The sequence below is a fragment of the Citromicrobium sp. JLT1363 genome (assembly GCF_000186705.1).
GTDB lineage: Bacteria > Pseudomonadota > Alphaproteobacteria > Sphingomonadales > Sphingomonadaceae > Alteriqipengyuania.
The window spans coordinates 1-16,971 of sequence record NZ_AEUE01000010.1; the positions used below are offsets into that span (position 1 = coordinate 1).

Here is a 16,971-nt window from a genome sequence, read left to right on the forward strand (position 1 = left end):
CCGAGGCGGAAACGCTGGCCGCCAAATTCAACATCACCGCAGCCAGCCTGGCGTCCGTGGGCGAAGGCCTGCGGTTCGATTCACTCGCCAATGTCGAGAACATGAACACCTACGGCGCCGAACTGGCGCGGGTGAACCTGCGCCTCGCGCGTTCGGGCGTCGGCAGCAACGACCAGGCCGCCCTGCTCGACCAGCGCGACAACCTGCTCGAGAAGATGAGCGCTTTCGCCTCGCTCGACACGAAATTCGCCTCCGACGGGACGGTCGCCGTCGCCATCGGGCCGACGCCCGGTACCGCCTTCGTCAATGGTGGCACGGTCGGCACCATGACTTCCACGGTCGGGGCCGACGGAACGCTGTCCTTCGCCATCGACGGTCAGGCCATCACGCCGGGTTCGGGCAGCCTGACGGGCGCCGCGCTGGCCTTAAGCGATCTCGCCGCGATCCAGACGCGCCTCGACGATGCGGCGAACGCAATCGCAACCACCATGAACGCCGCCCAGATGAATGGCGCGGCGCTCGACGGAAGCGCGGGCCAGCCGATGTTCAGCGGAACCACCGCGAGCACGCTGTCGGTCGTCCTGACCAGCGGCGCGGGCCTCGCCACGGCGCCGGCAGGCTCTGCCGCCAACGAGCGCGACCAGCAGAACCTCGCCGACATGCGGCAGGCGCTGACCGCCGCCAATCCGGCGGAAGGCGTCAATTCGATCCTGTTCGATGTGTCGAGCAAGGTAGCCGGACGCGCGGTGACGCAAAGCGCGCTCGAAACGATCGCCTCGTCCGCACGCATCGCGCTGGAGGAACAGTCCGGCGTCGATCTCGACAACGAGGCCGCCAATCTCATCCGCTACCAGCAGGCATTCCAGGCGTCGGGCCGGGCCATGCAGGTGGCGAGCGACATCTTCGACACGCTGATGGGGATCGGCCGATGATCAATCTGAGCACAGGCGCGTTCTACGAGCGCTCCGCAACCCAGATCGGCGCCCTGCGCGCGCGCGCTGAAAACCTGCAGAAGCAGATCGGCACGGGCGAGCGGCTCGAGAAATCCTCCGACGATCCGGTGGCCGCAGCCCGGCTACGCATGCTCGACCGCGAGGAACGCATCAGCAAGGTCGACACGCGCAATTCCGAGGCGGCCGAGAACAACCTGAAGTTCACCGATCAGGCGCTGAGCCAGATGACGGTCATGATCAGCCGCGCGCGCGAACTGGCGCTGCACGCGGCCAACGCGACCACCAGCGACGAACAGCGCGCCTCGATCGCGACCGAACTGGACGGTCTGCGCGAAAACCTGCTCGGCCTTGCCAATGGCCGCAACGCCTCGGGCCATTCGCTGTTCGGCGGGCAGGCCGTGGGCAATGCCTACGATGTCGATCCCGTCACCGGCGTTGCAACCTATATCGGCACCGCGACGCTGGACGAGGTCGAGATCGGCGAAGGCCAGACCATCACGCCGGGAAATACCGGTCCGCAGATCTTCTCGCTGGAGGCGGCAGACGGAACGCAATCCGATATCTTCGCCGAGCTGGCGGCGCTTTCCACCGCGCTGCGCGGAGGTGGCCAGGCATCCGCCGACGCGGCGCGCGAAGGGCTGAGCACGCTCGACACGAGTTTCGAAAAGGTCACCACCGCGCAGACCGTGCTCGGTTCACGCATGGCGTGGCTGGAGCTCATGACCGACCGGCGTACCGATAATCTGGAGCGGATCGCAGACGAACGATCGGTCATGGGCGGCGCCGATCCGGCGGTGACGATGACCCGTCTGCAGGAAATGATGACCGTGCTCGAGGCGAGCCAGGCCAGCTTCGTGCGTCTCGCCAATCTCAACCTGTTCACGATGCTGCGCTGACCGCGCGACCTAGGGGGAATTTGATTCATGTACGCGATTATCGGCATCGTTGTCTTGCTGGTCCTCGTCTTCGGCGGCTTCGTGCTGAGCGGAGGCGCCATGGGCCCCGTGCTGCACGCCCTGCCCTACGAAATGCTGATCATCGGTGGCGCCGCGCTTGGCGCGACCATCGCGGGCAACTCGCTCGACAGCCTGAAGGCGATCGGCGGCGCGTTCATGAAGATCTTCAAGGGCCCGCAGCACACCAAGCAGGACCACATCGACGCCATCGCGCTGACCACGCAGCTGATGAAGGTGCTCAAGACCGAGGGGCCGGTGGCGCTGGAAAGCCATGTGAACGAGCCGGAAAACTCCACGATCATCAGCGCCTATCCCAACCTCCTGAAGAACAAGGCGCTGATCGGCCTCATTACCGATACGCTGACGCTGCTGGTCGTGTCGTCCGGCACGCTGGAAACCCACGCGGTGGAAGAGGTGATGGACAATGCGATGAAGACGCATTTCCATGAACTGCACGAACCGCAGCACGCGCTTCAGTCGCTGGCCGATGCGCTGCCTGCACTGGGCATCGTCGCCGCCGTGCTGGGCGTGGTGAAAACCATGGGCTCGATCAACAAGCCGCCCGAAGTGCTGGGCAAGATGATCGGCGCCGCGCTGGTCGGCACCTTCCTGGGCGTGCTGCTGGCCTATGGCATCGTCGGCCCGCTTTCGACCCGCCTCAAGCAGGTGCTGGAGCAGGACGAGCAGATCTTCCACGCGGTCAAGCAGGTCATCATCGCCTCGCTCTACGGCCATCCGCAGCCGCTGGTGGTGGAAAGCGCCCGCTCCGGGCTGGGCCACAGCGTGCGGCCCGGCCTGACCGAACTGCTCGACGCGCTGCGGGGTCGCTGACATGCCGGCCAAGGAAGGCGACAATCTTCCGCCCATCATCGTCAAGAAAGTGACGGTGATCGAAGGCGGGCACCACGGCGGAGCCTGGAAGGTCGCCTATGCGGACTTCGTGACCGCGATGATGGCGTTCTTCCTGCTGCTCTGGCTGCTCGGCGCGACGACCGAGGACCAGCGCAAGGGCCTGGCCGACTACTTCACGCCGACGCTGGTGAAGGTGAAGGACAGTGGCGCGGGCGCCAACGGCCTGCTCGCCGGAGCTTCGCTGACCGATGTCGACGACTATCCCAACCGCCAGGGGCAGACCGGCAACAAGGGCATCACCATTCCCAGGGACGCGAGCGGCGGGCCCAAGGAAGCGGCACGCATGATCCAGCGGATCACCGCGCGCACCAAAGAAAAGCTGGCCCAGAATGCCAAGCTGGCCAAACTGATGAGCCAGGTGAAGATGGTCGATACGACCGAGGGCGTACGGATCGATCTGGTCGACGACGCCGATTTCTCGATGTTCAACCTCGGCACCACGGTGCTGACCGGCGAGGCCACGGCCCTGCTGGGCGCCATCGCCATCGCCATCGAGCCGGAAGAGCGCAAGATCATCGTGCGCGGCCACACCGACAGCCTGAAATGGAAGCATCCCGGCCGGGTCAACAACTGGTCGCTCTCCGCCGGACGCGCGGAAGCCACCCGGCAGACGCTGATGAACGAAGGCATTCCCGATGCGAGCTTCCGCCGGATCGAAGGCGTCGCGGATACCGAACTGCTGATAAAGGACGACCCGTCCGACCCGCGCAACCGCAGGATCTCGATCGTCCTCGCGCACTGATCGCATCGCCAGCCGGATTGGCGGCCGGGGTATCCCGACGGTTTCCGGACGCGAAGAACAGCCGCTCTCCCAAACTCCCTTTCCAAGGATGGTTACCATTCTTGGTGAATGCGCGCGGGCCTGAGGGCTGATGCAAGGCCATCGCTCTTGCCCCGGACGATCCATTCCGCAAATCTCGTGCGGAAGGTCGAGCTGGGAGATCGCAATGAGCTCAGGCAAACGGATCGCTGCGCTGGCTGCGGGGGCCGCCATGTTCGCCGCAGGGCCGCTGCTCGCACAAGACGAGGCGCTGCCCGAGGCCGAACCGCGGACCGAGCCGAACCGCTGGTTCTCTTATCCCATCCGGTCGATGAGTACCGATGAACAGGGCCAGGTCGGATATCGCCTTCTCGTAGGCCCCGGCGGCCGGGTGGAAAGCTGCGAGATTACACACGCCAGCATCTATCCCGCCCTGAACGAGGCGACCTGCGCGCAAGCAACGCGCCGTGCAAGGTTTCAGCGCTTGCCCGCCGACGCGAAAGAACCGGGATTGCGCGTATTCGAGAGCCGGGTCTCCTGGGCCATCGCCCCCGAACTTGTCTCGGGCCGCAGCGTAACCTCGCAAGACCTGCCACGGCCGCAATCGGAAGATGGCGCGAGTCAAATCTGGTATCGGCTGACGATCGATCCCGAAGGCAACGCGACCGCCTGCGCGATCGGGACGGGAGGGCAGGATGAGCTCTTCAAAGCCGCCGCATGCGAAGCGATCATGCAGGTTGCGAAGGACAGCCGCTTCAGCCCCGGATTTTACGGCATTGATGGCGAGCCGGTGATGCGTACCTTCGCCGATCTCGTGGTCTGGCCGCAGAAGCCCTGAAGGCCGCAGCTTTCTGCCCCAAGGTCATATGCAAATGGCCCGCCGCTCGGAAGCGACGGGCCATCTGCCTTGTTGTTGATTGGGAAGCTGAAACTTAGCGCAGCAGCGACAGGACGTTCTGCTGGCTCTGGTTGGCCTGGGCCAGCATGGCGCCCGAAGCCTGGCTGAGGATCTGCGCCTTCGCCAGCGCAGTCGTTTCGGCCGAGTAGTCGGTATCTTCGATCCGCGAACGCGCATCGGAGAGGTTGGTGATGTTGTTGTTGAGGTTGGTCACAGCCGATTCCAGCTGGTTCTGCGAGGCACCCAGACCCGCACGCACGGTCGAGATCGTTTCGATCGCGGTGTCGAACAGGGCGATATCGCCAGCTGCCAGAGCCGTCACGTCAACCGCAGCGGCGGCAGCCAGATCGGCGTCGCTGGTGAGATCGGTCGACAGGTCGATGTCGACCGTATCGGATTCGTTCGCACCGGCCTGGATCGTCACGGTGCCGGCGGTACCTGCAGACGCGTCGAACAGCTTCTGACCGTTGAACTCGGTGTTGCCGAGGACGTTGCCGATCTGCGTGTTGAGGGCGTCCATTTCCGACTTCAGGTTGGCAAGGTCGCCAGCCGAGTAGGTGTTGTTCGAAGCCTGGACCGTCAGTTCGCGCTGGCGCTGCAGCATGTTGGTCACTTCGCTCAGCGCGCCTTCGGCGGTCTGAGCCATGGAGATGCCGTCGTTGGCATTGCGGATGCCCTGGCTCATGCCGCGGACCTGTGCGGTCATGCTGGTGGCAATGGCGAGGCCGGCCGCATCGTCCTTGGCCGAGTTGATGCGCTTGCCGGTGGAAAGGCGCTCCATGGCAGTGCCCAGGGCCTTGTTGGCCTGCGACGACGCATTGGCCGCCTTCATCGCGCTGATGTTCGTGTTGATAACGCTCATTTCAAAGTCTCCCTGACAAAAAAGATCACTGCCGTGGGTAGGATCGGTTCGCAGCAGCTGGGACACAGACCGGCAGGGTGCGCGGGGAATTAAGGGCTTAGGCCGAAAACATTTCTCGAATGGGTATTTATACCCATGGGGAAAACACGCCGACTAAAAGTAACCAAGTTTTGTACGTCCACCGGCAAAAACGTGCCTAACGAAAGACGTTAAAGGCTGAACGGGGGGCCGACATGATTGGGGTTGACGAGAGCGCGCGATTCAGGCGGCAACATGGTGCCGTCGCATCGCGGCTCACAGGGATCGCCACATCGCTCTTCTTCGACCGGCCGGTTCAGCTGGTCGACGCGGACGATCCGAAGGCCAGCCACAGCGGTCGCACGATCGTGCTCGAACGGGCAGAAAAAAACGCCATCGAGCTTGCCGGCAAGGGTGGTACCATCCGCTACGCCGATCCATCGGGGGAAACGACCACCGCCGCGCTGGTCGCACTTCTCTGCGCCAATGGCGGGCCGGTGGCAGCCGACCCGGTTTCGCTTGCGGTCATCTCGCTCGCCGACCGGCTGGCGCAGACCGACATTCCCGTGCTGATCCACGGGCCGACCGGCACCGGCAAGGAAGTGCTGTCCAAATTCATGCACCAGCGCAGCGCGCGGTCGGACAAGCCGTTCATCGCGGTCAATTGCGCCGCCATTCCGGAAACGATGCTCGAAGCCCTGCTCTTCGGTCACGAGAAGGGCGCCTTTACCGGAGCCAATTCCTCGGGCGAAGGCTTCTTCCGGGCGGCCCACGGCGGCACGCTGCTGCTCGACGAAATTGCCGAAATGCCGCTGCCGCTGCAGGCGAAACTGCTGCGCGCGCTGCAGGAAGGCGAAGTCGTGCCGATCGGTGCGACCAGCCCGATCAAGGTGGATGTACGGGTGATCGCCTGCGCCAACCGCGATCTGCCATCCGAAGTGGCCGCCGGTCGCTTCCGCGAAGACCTGTTCTATCGCCTCAACGTGTTCCCGATGACGCTTCACCCGCTGGCAGAGCGCACGGGCGACATCGCTCCGCTCGCCTTCGCGATGATCCTGCGTCATCACACGAAGGGCCAGCCGATTCCCTGGCTCTCCGAAAGCGCGCTCGCCGTGCTGCGCGCCCACAAGTGGCCGGGCAACGTGCGCGAACTGGAAAATGTGATCCGCCGCGCGCTGCTGCTCGCATCGGGCAAGACCGCTATCACCACAGAACACATCGTGTTCGACACCGCGGTCCGCTCGGTCGCCGCGAGCGAACGTGCGGCTGTGGTTCCGATTGCCGAGACGGTGGCCCAGCCGGTTGCCTTGCCCGCCAGTGGCTCGCGCAAGCTGTCCAAGATCGTGAAACAGCACGAAGCCAACGCCATCATGGAGACGCTCGACGCGTGCAACGGACGCCGCGCGGAAGCCGCGCGCCAGCTCGGCATCAGCGAACGCACGCTGCGCTATCGCCTCGCATCCTTCCGTGAGGCCGGGATCGCCGTGGGAGGCTCCCGATGAACCCGCTTTCCGGGGCCGGAGGAGCCGGCTCGATCAATCAGGTCATGGCGCTGCGCCAGCAGATCATCGACCGTTCCAGCGTGCTGCAGGAACTGCACCAGAACAAGGACGCCGCCCCCGCAGAGGCCAAGCCCGCGCAGGAAGCCGGTGGCTTTGCGGATTCGCTCAGAACCGCGCTGGACGGCGTCAACGCCGCGCAGCAGCGTTCGGGCGACATTACCGCCGCCTACGAGCGCGGTGAAGTGACCGATATCGCCAAGGTCATGCTGGCCCGCCAGGAAGCGGGCGTTGCCTTCGAAGCCACCCTGCAGGTGCGCAACAAGCTGCTCAGCGCCTACCAGGAAATCATGCGGATGGGGGTTTGATAAATGGCCGGTCTGGTACCCGCTAACGGCGCCCCGCAAGGGCCTGCGCCGGGCCAAGGCTCCATCCTCGAACCGCTTACCTCGGGCACGGGCAACGTGGGCGAGCGCGCCCGCGCCTTCGCCGCACAGCCGCTTGTCCGGAAGGTGCTGCCCTGGTTCGTCGGAATGGCGGGCCTGGGCATTGCAGCGCTGCTCTGGGCGACGCTCGCGCCGGGGCCGCAGCGCGTCCTGTATTCCTCGCTCGACGATGCCAGCCGCGCCTCGGTGGTCGCCAGCCTCGACCAGGCGGGGATCGGCTACAGGATCGACAACAACACTGGCACGCTGACCGTCAGCGAAAGCGATCTGTATCGCGCGCGCATGCTGGTCGCCTCCGACGGCGCCATCGCTGCGCCCGAAACCGGCGCCGACATGATCGCAAACCTGCCGCTGGGTGCCAGCCGGACGCTGGAAGGCGATCGCCTGCGCGCCGCGCAGGAGCGTGAGCTGATGCTCACCATCAAGGAAATCGACGGTGTCGAGAGCGTGCGCGTCCATGTCGCCAAGGCCGAACGCTCCGTCTTCGTGCGCGACGACGTTGCGCCTTCGGCCTCGATCATGGTGCGCATGGCCAATGGCCGGCAGCTGGCCGACAGCCAGGTTTCCGCGATCGTCAATCTGGTTGCGGGATCGGTACCGGGTCTTTCCATCGACGCGGTGCGCGTGGTCGACCAGCACGGCAAGCTGCTGACCGGCAGGCGCGAAGGCGCGAACAACGAACGGCTGGATCTGCAGTCCCAGATGGAAGCCAAGCTGACCGCGCAGGTGGACCAGCTACTCGCCCCCATGATCGGCGCGAACGCTTTCTCCAGCCAGGTCCAGGTGGAGCTGGACATGAACGAGGTCACCTCGGCGCGCGAAAGCTACGACAAGGATGGCGTGGTCCGCCGCGAGACGACGCAGGAAACGCAGATGCCGCAGACGCAGGCAGGCGGCATTCCGGGCGCCACCGCGAACACTCCGCCCGCCGATCCCGAGCTGGCCGACCGTGCACCGCAGGATACCCCGCCCGAACAGGCCACGCAGGGGCCCGCCGATGTATCCGCCTCGCGCACCTACGAACTGGGCCGCGAAGTCTCGGTCTCCAACCTCACGCCCGGCGCGCTCAAGCACGTGTCCGTCGCGGTGGCGATCGACAAGAACGCGCTCGCCAATGCCAGCCAGGCCGATATCAAGAATATCGAAAAGCTGGTTTCCGCCGCGGTCGGCGCGCGCGAGGAACGCGGCGATATCGTCACCGTCGTGACCCGTCCCTTTACCGAGGTGACGGTGGAAGAGCCGCCGTTCTACGAAACCGGCTGGTTTGCCATGGTGGTCCGCAACGCGGTCGCCCTGCTGGCGGTGCTGCTGGTGCTGCTGCTGGCGGTTCGCCCGGCACTCAAGATGCTGCGCGGCAAGGGCGGCAAGTCCAAGAACGAGGAGAACGGCCCGGCGACCGCGCAGCTTCTGCCGCCGAATGGCGAGGTCGACCGCGAGGGGCTGGATGCACAGATCCAGCTCGCCCAGCGGATCGCGCACGAGCAACCGCAGGATGCGGTGATGGCACTGCGTCGCATGCTGGCCGAGCCGATGCCCGAAGGAGCCGCAAGATGAGCGATGTCGCCAGCGAACCGCGCGCCGGGATCGACCACGCGGCCATCATGGTCATGCTGATGAGCGAGGAGGACGCGACCGGCATCCTCTCCCAGCTCGATCCGAATGAACTGCGTCAGCTCGCCACGCGGATGTGCGCGCTGGGCGAAATCGATCCGCACGCGATTTCCGATGCGATCTCGGGTTTTTCCCGGTCGATAGACAACGGCGCGATCTCCGCGCACGGCCGGGTGGACAATGTGAAGCGCATGCTGACCAGCGCGGTCGGCGACATGAAGGCGGACAGCCTGATCCGGCAGGTCGCGCCCGATCAGAAGCAGGAACCCTCACCCACGCTCGCGGTGCTGCGGTGGCTTGATCCCGGCGTGATCGCGGAGATGCTGGCAGACGAGCACCCCCAGGCGATTGCCGTGCTGCTGCTGCAACTGGATACGGATACCGCAGCCGCCGCCCTCGCCGCGCTGCCGCGCGAACTGCACACGCCCGTGCTGCACCGGGTTGCGCGGCTGGGCCCCGTCTCGCGCCAGGCCATCGCGATTCTGGAAGACACGATCGAAGGCATGATCGAACGCCGTCACGGATCGGTTCCGCTGACCATGGGCGGCGTGAAGGAAGCGGCCGAGATCATCAACCGCGCGCATCGCAGCGTGGAAAAGGAGGTCATGCCGAAGATCAGCAAGATCGACAAGGCGCTCCACCAGCAGCTCGAACACGAGATGTTCAAGTTCGAGCACCTGTTCGTGCTCGACGCCCGGCAGATCGGCACGCTGCTGCGCGAGATCGAGAACGAGACGCTGATCAACTCGCTGCGCGGGCTCGACCCCGACGACCGCGAGATCTTCTACGGCGCCATGTCGACCCGCGCGGCCGACGGCCTGCGCGACGAGATCGAGACCATGGGCCGCATCAAGCGGGCCGAAGTCGATGCCGCCCAGCGCGAGGTTATCGCGATAGCCAAGCGCCTGATCGCGGACGGCGAACTCATCATGGGCGAAGCCGACGATGACTACGTATAGGCTGCCGGTCAACGAACTGCGCGAACGGCGCGGGTTCACCCCGAACGTCACCTTCCACGCAGGCTACGTTCCGTCCGAACCCGCCAATTCGGATGGTCCGGGCAAGGCCGATCCCCTGGCAGACGCTTTCGCCCGGGGCCGCGAGGAAGGGCGCGCGGAAGCAATGGCCGAAGCGGCGGCCCAGCGTGCGGAAGAGGATTCCGCGCGGGAGGCGATAAGCCTGGCCTTCGCGCGTTTCGATGAAGACAGCGCCCGGCAACTGCGCGAACGCCTGCAGGAAACCGTGCGCGCGCTGTGCGAAGACGCGGTGCTGCCGCTGGCCCTCGATATCGAAGGCCTCGCCCGCCGGGTCGAAGCCGCAGCCGCGCTGCTGCAGCGCAAGACCGATGAGCGCGTGATCCACCTCAACCCCAGCGACCACGCACTTGTCATGCCGCTGATTGATCCGGCGCTGACTTTGGTGCCCGATCCCACGATCGAGCGCGGCGGGCTGCGCATTGATACAGAGGACGGCGGCGTGGAAGACGGGCCGGCGCAGTGGCGCCAGGCCATCGCCGAAGCGCTCGGCCAATGCTGACACCGGCACCATGCTGAACCTGCTCGACGAAACCCTTGCCCCCCTATCCGGCGGATCGGTCGATCTGGCGCCGCGCCGCTTCGGCCGGGTGGTCGCATGCGATGGCGGGCTGATCGAGGTCAGCGGCCTCGGCGTGCCCGTGGGCAGCGTGTGCTCCATCGTCCATGGCGGCGGACAGCAGCACTACGCCGAAGCCATCGGCTTTCGTAACGGCCACACGATCATGATGATGCTGGGCGACACCGTGCTGCTGCGCCCGGGCGCCATGGTCCGGCCCGACGGCAAGCCGGGCATGCTCACCGTGGGGCCGGAATATCTCGGACGCGCGGTCGATGCCTCGGGCCAACCCATCGATGGCCGCGGCCCGGTGCGCGCCACGCGCGAATGGCCCGCTGGCGGGTGGCGCACCGGCGCACTCGACCGGACCAGCGTGACCCAGCCTTTCGATACCGGCATCCGCTCTCTCAATGCACTGACCACGCTGGGCATCGGCCAGCGTGTCGGTATCATGGCCGGATCGGGCGTGGGGAAATCCGTGCTGATGGACATGATCGTCGGCGGCGCGGAAGCGGACGCCATCGTGGTAGGCCTGATCGGCGAGCGCGCGCGCGAGGTTTCCGATTTCGTGGCGCGGCACATGAGCGGGCCCGAAGGCCAGCGCACCGCCATCGTCGCGGTACCGGCGGACCACGCCGCGAACCTGCGCCTGCGCGGCGCGATGCTGGCGACCTCCATTGCCGAGGAACTGCGCAGCCAGGGCAAGAAGGTGCTGCTGATCCTCGACAGCCTGACCCGCGTTGCGCACGCCGCACGCGAGATCGGCATGCTGCTGGGTGAACCGGGCGCAGCGCGCGGCTATCCGCCCTCTGCCCTTTCCACCATCACCAAGCTGATCGAACGCGCGGGCAATTCCGCGCAAAGCGGCGGCGCGATCACCGGCATCTACACCGTGTTGGCCGACGGGGACGACCAGAACGATCCGGTGGTGGACACCGCGCGCTCCATCCTCGACGGGCATATCGTGCTCTCGCGCGATATCGCGCAGCGCGGCCGCTACCCGGCGGTCGATGTGGGCGCATCGCTCAGCCGCGTGATGAACGACATCGTGCCCCCGGCCCACGTGGTCGCCGCGCGCAAGTTCCGTGCGCTGAACGCGGTCTACGAAGAGAACCGCGATCTGGTGCTCATGGGTGCCTACCGGCCCGGTCAGGACGCAAGCCTCGACAAGGCAATTGCCATGCACGAGCCAATGTCCGCCTTCCTGGGGCAGGATGTCACAGAACACGTTTCGCTGTTCGAAGCGGTCGGCCAGTTGCAGGACCTGATGACCGATGACGGCTGAGCAACGCCGCCTCAAACGCACCCGGCTGATCGAGCGTGTGCGCACGGTCGAGCAGCGGCAGTCCGCCCTCGCCGCCGCCGAGGCGGAGACGCAGCGCGCCCGGCTCGACGCAGTGTCCGCCAAGACCCGCGCACTCGCTGCGCACTACGCTGCGAGCAGGGATGCAACCGATGCCCAGAGCCTGCGCCGCAGCGGCACGATGAGCAGCCACCTGCGCGATCTCAGCCACATGGCGGAACGGCATGCGCAGGATGCGCGCGACCAGTCCGAAGCCTCGATGGCCGCGCTGGCCCGGAACGAGCGCCGTCGCCGCCGGGCCGAGGAAGACTATCGCGAAGCGGCCTCCGTCCTGCGCGAGAAACTCGCCGCGAGATAAGCGGACAGAGTGCCCGGACAGCCGGTTGGCACGCATCTTGAATAGCGGGATGCGATCAACCCACGGGGCCCTAATGACCGCGCTATCTCTCAATCTGTCCGCTACCGTATCCTCCGAACACGCGGGGCTCCCGCTTGAGGGGCTGCCTCCCCTGGAAGCGGGGCGAACGCTGCCGCAAGCCTTCGCGCAATTGCTCGGCCAGGCTGTCGGCACTGGCGGTAAAGAGGCCGGGGATGCGCAGGAAACCACCGATGCCGGGGCCGGAGATACAGCCGTCTTGCCACCCGCCTCCAAAGGCGCGGCGCAGAACGGGCAACCGGGCGCCGATCCGCTTGCGACGACCGGCAAGGCCTTGCCGCAAGCGCGGCCCGAAACTGCCGGTCTGGAGGCAAACGGCCGCGGCCATGTTCCGGGCCTGACGCGCGAGCAGCTTGCAGCGAACACCGAAGCCGATGCCGGATCGGCCCAGCCCGTCTCCCGCGAAGACGCGGAGACCGGGATTCTTCCGGAGAGCGACCCGTCGAGCCCGACTGCCGATGACGCTGAAACCCGGTCGCCGGAGGCAGGCGCGCAGGGCAAATCCGAACAGACGCCCGAACCGCCCCTGCCCGATGCCGCCTTGGTGCCCGGGCACCCTGCCCCGGCAAGCATCGTCGCACAGCTCGTGGCGCCCACCGCAGGCGCGCCGGCCAGTACGGGAGGGGGCATCCGGCCCGAGACAGGCGACAGCGCGGTTGCCAGAGTGCTTCCCGGGACGACCGGGCTCCAGAATATCGCTTCGCAGGAAGGTGGCGACTTCGCTCGCGGCGATGGCGGGGGCAGCGAAGAGGCTTCCTCCGGGAATGCCGAGCGTCAGGCCGCGCAGAGAACATCCGCCGCTCAACCCGCCAAGAACGATCGGGACGGCGCGCAGACCGGTATGAGCCTGCAGATCCGCGCGGCGGAAAAACCGGCCTCTGGCGTCGACCAGGCCCAGCCCGCCATGCTCTCCGCCGGTTCGAATGCGGGAGCGAGCCCTGCTTCCGCTACGTCGCCCCTCGCCGCGCCGCTACCGGGCGGCCCTTCACCAACCGCTCCGCTGGGAGTGGCAACCCCGTCCAGCTCCCTGCCCCATTTCCCCGAGCTTGCAGCGCTGGTGGACAGGATTGCCGCCGCGCGCGACAGCGCGGGCAGCGCGTCGGCCACCATCTCCGTTGCACACAAGGAACTCGGCAACCTGTCGCTGACCTTCGAGACGAGCGGGCGCACGCTCGACGTCGAAGTCGCGGCGCAGGACAGCGAGACGCAGCGTTCGGTCGCTGCGGCCATTGCTGCCGACCGGCCGCAGCTGCGCGGCAGCGAAGCGCAGGCGACCGGCTCCGCGCAAAATCAAGCCACCCAGTCAGGAAGCTCCGGCGCCGGCGCAGAGGCCGGGGCGCGCCAGTCCGGCGATGCAGGCGCCAGCCAGTCCGACCGGCGCGAACAGTCCCGCCAGGGGCGCAACCCGTCATCCGCAGGCGACCCGCAGGGCCAGCGCAATCCGAAATCCGACGGCGGAATTTACGCCTGATTAACCACCACCCCATAGACCGGATTAACCATGAGCAAAGACGCCGAAACGACTGACGACGCGCCCAAGAAGAAGAAGGGCGGTTTCATGAAATTCCTGCTGATCGGGCTCGTGCTGATCGGTGCGGGCGGCGGGGGCACCTATGCCGCCTTCGCCACCGGCATGATCGGCGGCGCGCACGAAGAGAAGGAAGACAAGGGCCCCCAATACGTCCTCAAGGGCGAGACGGACCCTTACGAGATCAAGAGCGAGAAGGATTCCAAGGGCGGCAAGGTCGTCCATGGATCGGGCGGCAGCAAGTACCGCACCGCCTATTACGAATTCCAGGAGGAGTTCACCTCCAACCTCGCCGGGGGTGCCAACCTCGTGCAGGTCAGCCTCGCCGCATCGACGCAGAAGGACGGCCGCGTGCTGATGTGGATCCACGATCACGAACTGGCGATCCGTTCGCGCATCCTCACCGAACTCGCCTCGACCGATATCGGCGCCATCTCCAGCGCCGACGGCAAGGCCAAGCTGCAGAAGCGGCTGGCGGCTGCGATCAACGAAGAGCTGATCGCGCATGAAGGCTTCGGCGGGGTCGACAACGTCTATTTCCGCTCGCTCATCGTTCAATGATCGAAACGTCCGCCCCTTCCGGCGCGGCACGCGCTGCGCAGCACTGCCCGGAGCTGCTGGCGAACACCGTGGACACGGTGGATCTCGCGGGCGAGTTCGCGCGCTTCGGCACGCGCTTCGCCCGCGCGCTGCAGCCGCGCCTCGCCAGGCTGTTCGACGCGCGCAAGCTCGAAACCGAAATGGTGGAGAGCGAGAAGGCGCCGGCTGCCGCACTGGGCGAAACGCTGGGCGCAGGGACGCACCACGCGCGCTTCGCACTGCCCGGCAAGGTGCTCGGCGTGCTGGCCAGCGCCCGGGTCGACGCGCTGATCGGTGAATTCGACCGGATGCTGGGCGGCAATGGCCAGGGTTTCGAAGGCGCAGCAACGCTGCCCGCATCGGCGGACCGCTTCGCCCGCCAGATCGAGGCCGAATTGCTCGGCGCGGCGGCCGAGGCAAGCGGGCAGGACAATCTCGTGGTGGCCGAGCGTGGCAGCAACCTCGCCGAGATCGTGCCGGACTCTGCGCGCGCACCGGTGCTGGTTGCGACCCTTGCGGTGAACCGGCCCGACGTCCCGACGCTCCACTTCAGGGTCGGCGTCTGCGAGGCGACCTTTGCCCAGTTCGCGACGCACGCTCCGGTCAAAAAGGCAGCCCGCCGCAGCATCGGCGAACGCGGGATCGAGAACTCCGCGCTTGCCCAGGTGGAACTGTCGACCACCGCCACGCTGGTCGACATGCCGGTTCCGCTGCACCGCATTGCAGGCCTGCAGGTGGGCGCGATGCTGCCGGTGTCGATCCACCGCAGCGTACCGCTTTCCGTTGCCGAGACGATCATCGCCCACGGCGCGGTGGGCGCGATCGACGATCGCGTCGCGCTCGAAATCCATCACACATCCCTGAGGAACACCTAAGCCATGACCATGCCATTCGATGGCTACGGCCTGATCCAGGAAATCGACGTCCGCCTGACGGTGGAGCTCGGCCGCAAGAACCTCCCCTTGCGCGAAATCCTCGCGCTGGGGGAAGACAGCGTGGTCGAACTCGACCGGCTGACCGACGAGCCGCTCGACATCATGGTCAACGGGCGCCTGATCGCGCGCGGCGAAGTGGTGGCGCAGGGCAATCGCTTCGCCATCCGCATTCTCGAACTGATCGGCGCGAATGCCGGGGCCGGCGCTTCGGCCGCCACCGCACCGCAGGTTCCCGCCCAGCCCGCAACGCAGGGCGATGGGCACGCGCAGATGGAAGAGCGGCGCGCACCGCCGCCGATCGTGGAACAGATCTGATGCTGCTCTACATCCTCAAGCTGCTGATCCTGCTGCCGCTGATCGGCCTGATGATCTGGGGCAGCCTGAAGCTGGCCAAGCGCATGCAGGGCCAGCTCGGCGGGCCGAGCGGCGGCGGCACCAAGGCGGTGCGCATCGTGGAGACGACCATGCTTTCGCCCACGCTGCGGCTCGCGGTGATCGAGTTTCACGGCAAGGAAATCCTCGTGTCGACGTCCAAGGGCGGGCTGACCCGCCTGGCAGAGGCCCCCGCACGCCCGAAGCCCGCCGCCACGGACCCGGTCCAGATCGCGCAGGATGAAGCCGCATGATCGCCAGACTGGGCAGATGGGCCGCCACGCTCGGCGCGCTCGCCTATACCGGCGCCGCGTCGGCTGCGGCTGCCGTACCCACGGATAGCGCCGCCGCAGGCGCGCTCGACCGGGCATTCGGCGAACTCGGCGGCGCAGGCGGCGAACCGCTGAGCCTGTCGCTCCAGCTGCTCCTTGTCATGGGGCTGCTGACATTCCTGCCTGCCCTTTTGCTGATGATGACCAGCTTCACGCGCATCATCGTGGTGCTGGCGATCCTGCGCCAGGCGCTGGGCCTGCAGCAATCGCCGCCCAATCAGGTGCTGATCGGGATTTCGCTGTTCCTGTCGCTGTTCATCATGGCGCCTACGCTCGACAACGTGAACAGCGCCGCGATCGAGCCCTATTCGGCAGGCGAGATCAATGCCGAGGTCGCGATCGAACGCGCCGGGGGCGAGTTTCACAAGTTCATGATCCGCCAGACGCGCGAGAACGACCTTCAGATGTTCGCGGACATCGCCGATGCGCCCAAGTTCGAAAGCCCGCAGGACGTTCCCTTCTCGATCCTGCTGCCCGCCTTCGTGACAAGCGAACTGAAAACCGCCTTCCAGATCGGCTTCATGCTGTTCCTGCCCTTCCTCGTCATCGACCTCGTCGTCTCCTCCGTGCTCATGAGTCTGGGCATGATGATGATGAGCCCGATGCTCGTCTCGCTACCCTTCAAGCTGTTGCTGTTCGTCCTGGTGGACGGGTGGTCGCTGCTGATGGGGTCCCTCGCCTCAAGTTTCATGTGAGCCGTTCGATGGACGAAATGTCTCTCCTGCTTTCCATGGCCGACCGCATGCTGTGGACCACCGCGCTGGTCGCCGCGCCGATCCTGCTTGCGGCGCTGGGCCTCGGCCTGGTGATCGGGCTGATCCAGGCAGCCACCTCGGTGAACGAACAGACGCTCACCTTCGTCCCGAAGCTGGCGGCGGTCGCCTTCGTCCTGGTCGTGCTCGGCGCGTCGATGATGGCGCTGGTGACGGATTTCACGCAGGACATCTTCGTCGAGATCGCCCGGATCGGGCACTAGAG

20 protein-coding genes are annotated in these 16,971 nt (G+C 66.4%); 19 read left to right on the forward strand and 1 reads right to left on the reverse strand.

Annotated features, from left to right (window positions below; all coding sequences use genetic code 11):
- The 5 genes from ADAD_RS0114295 to ADAD_RS16465 all read left to right on the forward strand — a co-directional run.
- The coding region (locus ADAD_RS0114295) for a FlgK family flagellar hook-associated protein (RefSeq protein WP_010415171.1) at positions 1-932 on the forward strand (932 nt) is incomplete at its 5' end.
- Positions 929-1,849 (forward strand): flagellar hook-associated protein FlgL, encoded by a 921-nt coding sequence (flgL, locus tag ADAD_RS0114300; protein ID WP_010415174.1) that lies wholly within the window; start codon positions 929-931, stop codon positions 1,847-1,849. The genes ADAD_RS0114295 and flgL, both read left to right, overlap by 4 nt.
- 27 nt (positions 1,850-1,876) lie before the next feature.
- Complete coding sequence (gene motA / locus ADAD_RS0114305) at positions 1,877-2,740, forward strand: flagellar motor stator protein MotA (RefSeq protein WP_010415178.1); 864 nt, start codon at positions 1,877-1,879, stop codon at positions 2,738-2,740.
- A gap of 1 nt (position 2,741) precedes the next feature.
- Positions 2,742-3,563 carry a flagellar motor protein MotB gene (locus ADAD_RS0114310; RefSeq protein WP_010415181.1) on the forward strand — a complete coding sequence of 274 codons (822 nt, stop codon included), beginning with the start codon at positions 2,742-2,744 and terminating at the stop codon, positions 3,561-3,563.
- 205 nt (positions 3,564-3,768) lie between these two features.
- The gene (locus tag ADAD_RS16465; protein ID WP_010415183.1) at positions 3,769-4,419 is read left to right on the forward strand and encodes a TonB family protein; all 651 of its coding nucleotides are present in this window, start codon (positions 3,769-3,771) and stop codon (positions 4,417-4,419) included.
- A gap of 94 nt (positions 4,420-4,513) precedes the next feature.
- Here the strand turns inward: ADAD_RS16465 and ADAD_RS0114320 are convergent, their stop codons facing one another.
- On the reverse strand, positions 4,514-5,341 hold the full coding sequence (locus ADAD_RS0114320; RefSeq protein ID WP_010415186.1) for a flagellin N-terminal helical domain-containing protein: 828 nt from the start codon (positions 5,339-5,341) through the stop codon (positions 4,514-4,516).
- A 233-nt stretch (positions 5,342-5,574) separates the two neighbouring features.
- On the opposite strand from ADAD_RS0114320, the gene ADAD_RS0114325 reads away from it, so the two are divergent.
- The 14 genes from ADAD_RS0114325 to ADAD_RS0114390 all read left to right on the forward strand — a co-directional run bounded on the left by ADAD_RS0114325 (position 5,575) and on the right by ADAD_RS0114390 (position 16,969).
- Complete coding sequence (locus tag ADAD_RS0114325; protein ID WP_010415188.1) at positions 5,575-6,861, forward strand: sigma-54 interaction domain-containing protein; 1,287 nt, start codon at positions 5,575-5,577, stop codon at positions 6,859-6,861.
- Positions 6,858-7,226, forward strand: a complete 369-nt coding sequence (gene fliE, locus ADAD_RS0114330) for a flagellar hook-basal body complex protein FliE (RefSeq protein WP_010415189.1) — start codon at positions 6,858-6,860, stop codon at positions 7,224-7,226. Before ADAD_RS0114325 ends, fliE begins: the two co-directional genes overlap by 4 nt.
- Positions 7,227-7,229: 3 nt before the next feature.
- Positions 7,230-8,858 (forward strand): flagellar basal-body MS-ring/collar protein FliF, encoded by a 1,629-nt coding sequence (fliF, locus tag ADAD_RS0114335; protein WP_010415191.1) that lies wholly within the window; start codon positions 7,230-7,232, stop codon positions 8,856-8,858.
- A complete protein-coding gene (locus tag ADAD_RS0114340) occupies positions 8,855-9,874 on the forward strand; it encodes a flagellar motor switch protein FliG (RefSeq protein ID WP_010415192.1) in 1,020 nt (339 codons plus the stop codon). The genes fliF and ADAD_RS0114340 overlap by 4 nt, the downstream gene beginning before the upstream one ends.
- A complete protein-coding gene (locus tag ADAD_RS0114345) occupies positions 9,861-10,451 on the forward strand; it encodes a FliH/SctL family protein (RefSeq protein WP_010415195.1) in 591 nt (196 codons plus the stop codon). Before ADAD_RS0114340 ends, ADAD_RS0114345 begins: the two co-directional genes overlap by 14 nt.
- A gap of 10 nt (positions 10,452-10,461) precedes the next feature.
- On the forward strand, positions 10,462-11,793 hold the full coding sequence (locus ADAD_RS0114350; protein WP_010415197.1) for a FliI/YscN family ATPase: 1,332 nt from the start codon (positions 10,462-10,464) through the stop codon (positions 11,791-11,793).
- Positions 11,783-12,169, forward strand: coding sequence for a hypothetical protein (locus tag ADAD_RS0114355; RefSeq protein ID WP_010415200.1), 387 nt, complete (start codon positions 11,783-11,785; stop codon positions 12,167-12,169). The genes ADAD_RS0114350 and ADAD_RS0114355 overlap by 11 nt, the downstream gene beginning before the upstream one ends.
- Before the next feature lie 73 nt (positions 12,170-12,242).
- Complete coding sequence (locus tag ADAD_RS0114360) at positions 12,243-13,718, forward strand: hypothetical protein (protein WP_010415201.1); 1,476 nt, start codon at positions 12,243-12,245, stop codon at positions 13,716-13,718.
- Positions 13,719-13,748: 30 nt separating this feature from the next.
- Entirely contained in the window at positions 13,749-14,336 is a 588-nt protein-coding gene (locus tag ADAD_RS0114365; RefSeq protein ID WP_010415204.1) for a flagellar basal body-associated FliL family protein, read from the forward strand.
- A complete protein-coding gene (locus ADAD_RS0114370) occupies positions 14,333-15,229 on the forward strand; it encodes a FliM/FliN family flagellar motor switch protein (RefSeq protein ID WP_010415206.1) in 897 nt (298 codons plus the stop codon). Before ADAD_RS0114365 ends, ADAD_RS0114370 begins: the two co-directional genes overlap by 4 nt.
- A 3-nt stretch (positions 15,230-15,232) precedes the next feature.
- The gene (gene fliN, locus ADAD_RS0114375) at positions 15,233-15,604 is read left to right on the forward strand and encodes a flagellar motor switch protein FliN (RefSeq protein WP_010415208.1); all 372 of its coding nucleotides are present in this window, start codon (positions 15,233-15,235) and stop codon (positions 15,602-15,604) included.
- Positions 15,604-15,915, forward strand: coding sequence for a flagellar biosynthetic protein FliO (locus ADAD_RS16135; protein WP_010415209.1), 312 nt, complete (start codon positions 15,604-15,606; stop codon positions 15,913-15,915). Before fliN ends, ADAD_RS16135 begins: the two co-directional genes overlap by 1 nt.
- Positions 15,912-16,688: a flagellar type III secretion system pore protein FliP gene (gene fliP, locus ADAD_RS0114385; RefSeq protein WP_010415210.1), complete on the forward strand. Its 777-nt coding sequence runs from the start codon at positions 15,912-15,914 to the stop codon at positions 16,686-16,688. Before ADAD_RS16135 ends, fliP begins: the two co-directional genes overlap by 4 nt.
- An 8-nt stretch (positions 16,689-16,696) precedes the next feature.
- Positions 16,697-16,969 (forward strand): flagellar biosynthetic protein FliQ, encoded by a 273-nt coding sequence (locus ADAD_RS0114390; RefSeq protein ID WP_010415211.1) that lies wholly within the window; start codon positions 16,697-16,699, stop codon positions 16,967-16,969.
- The last annotated feature ends 2 nt before the right edge of the window (positions 16,970-16,971 follow it).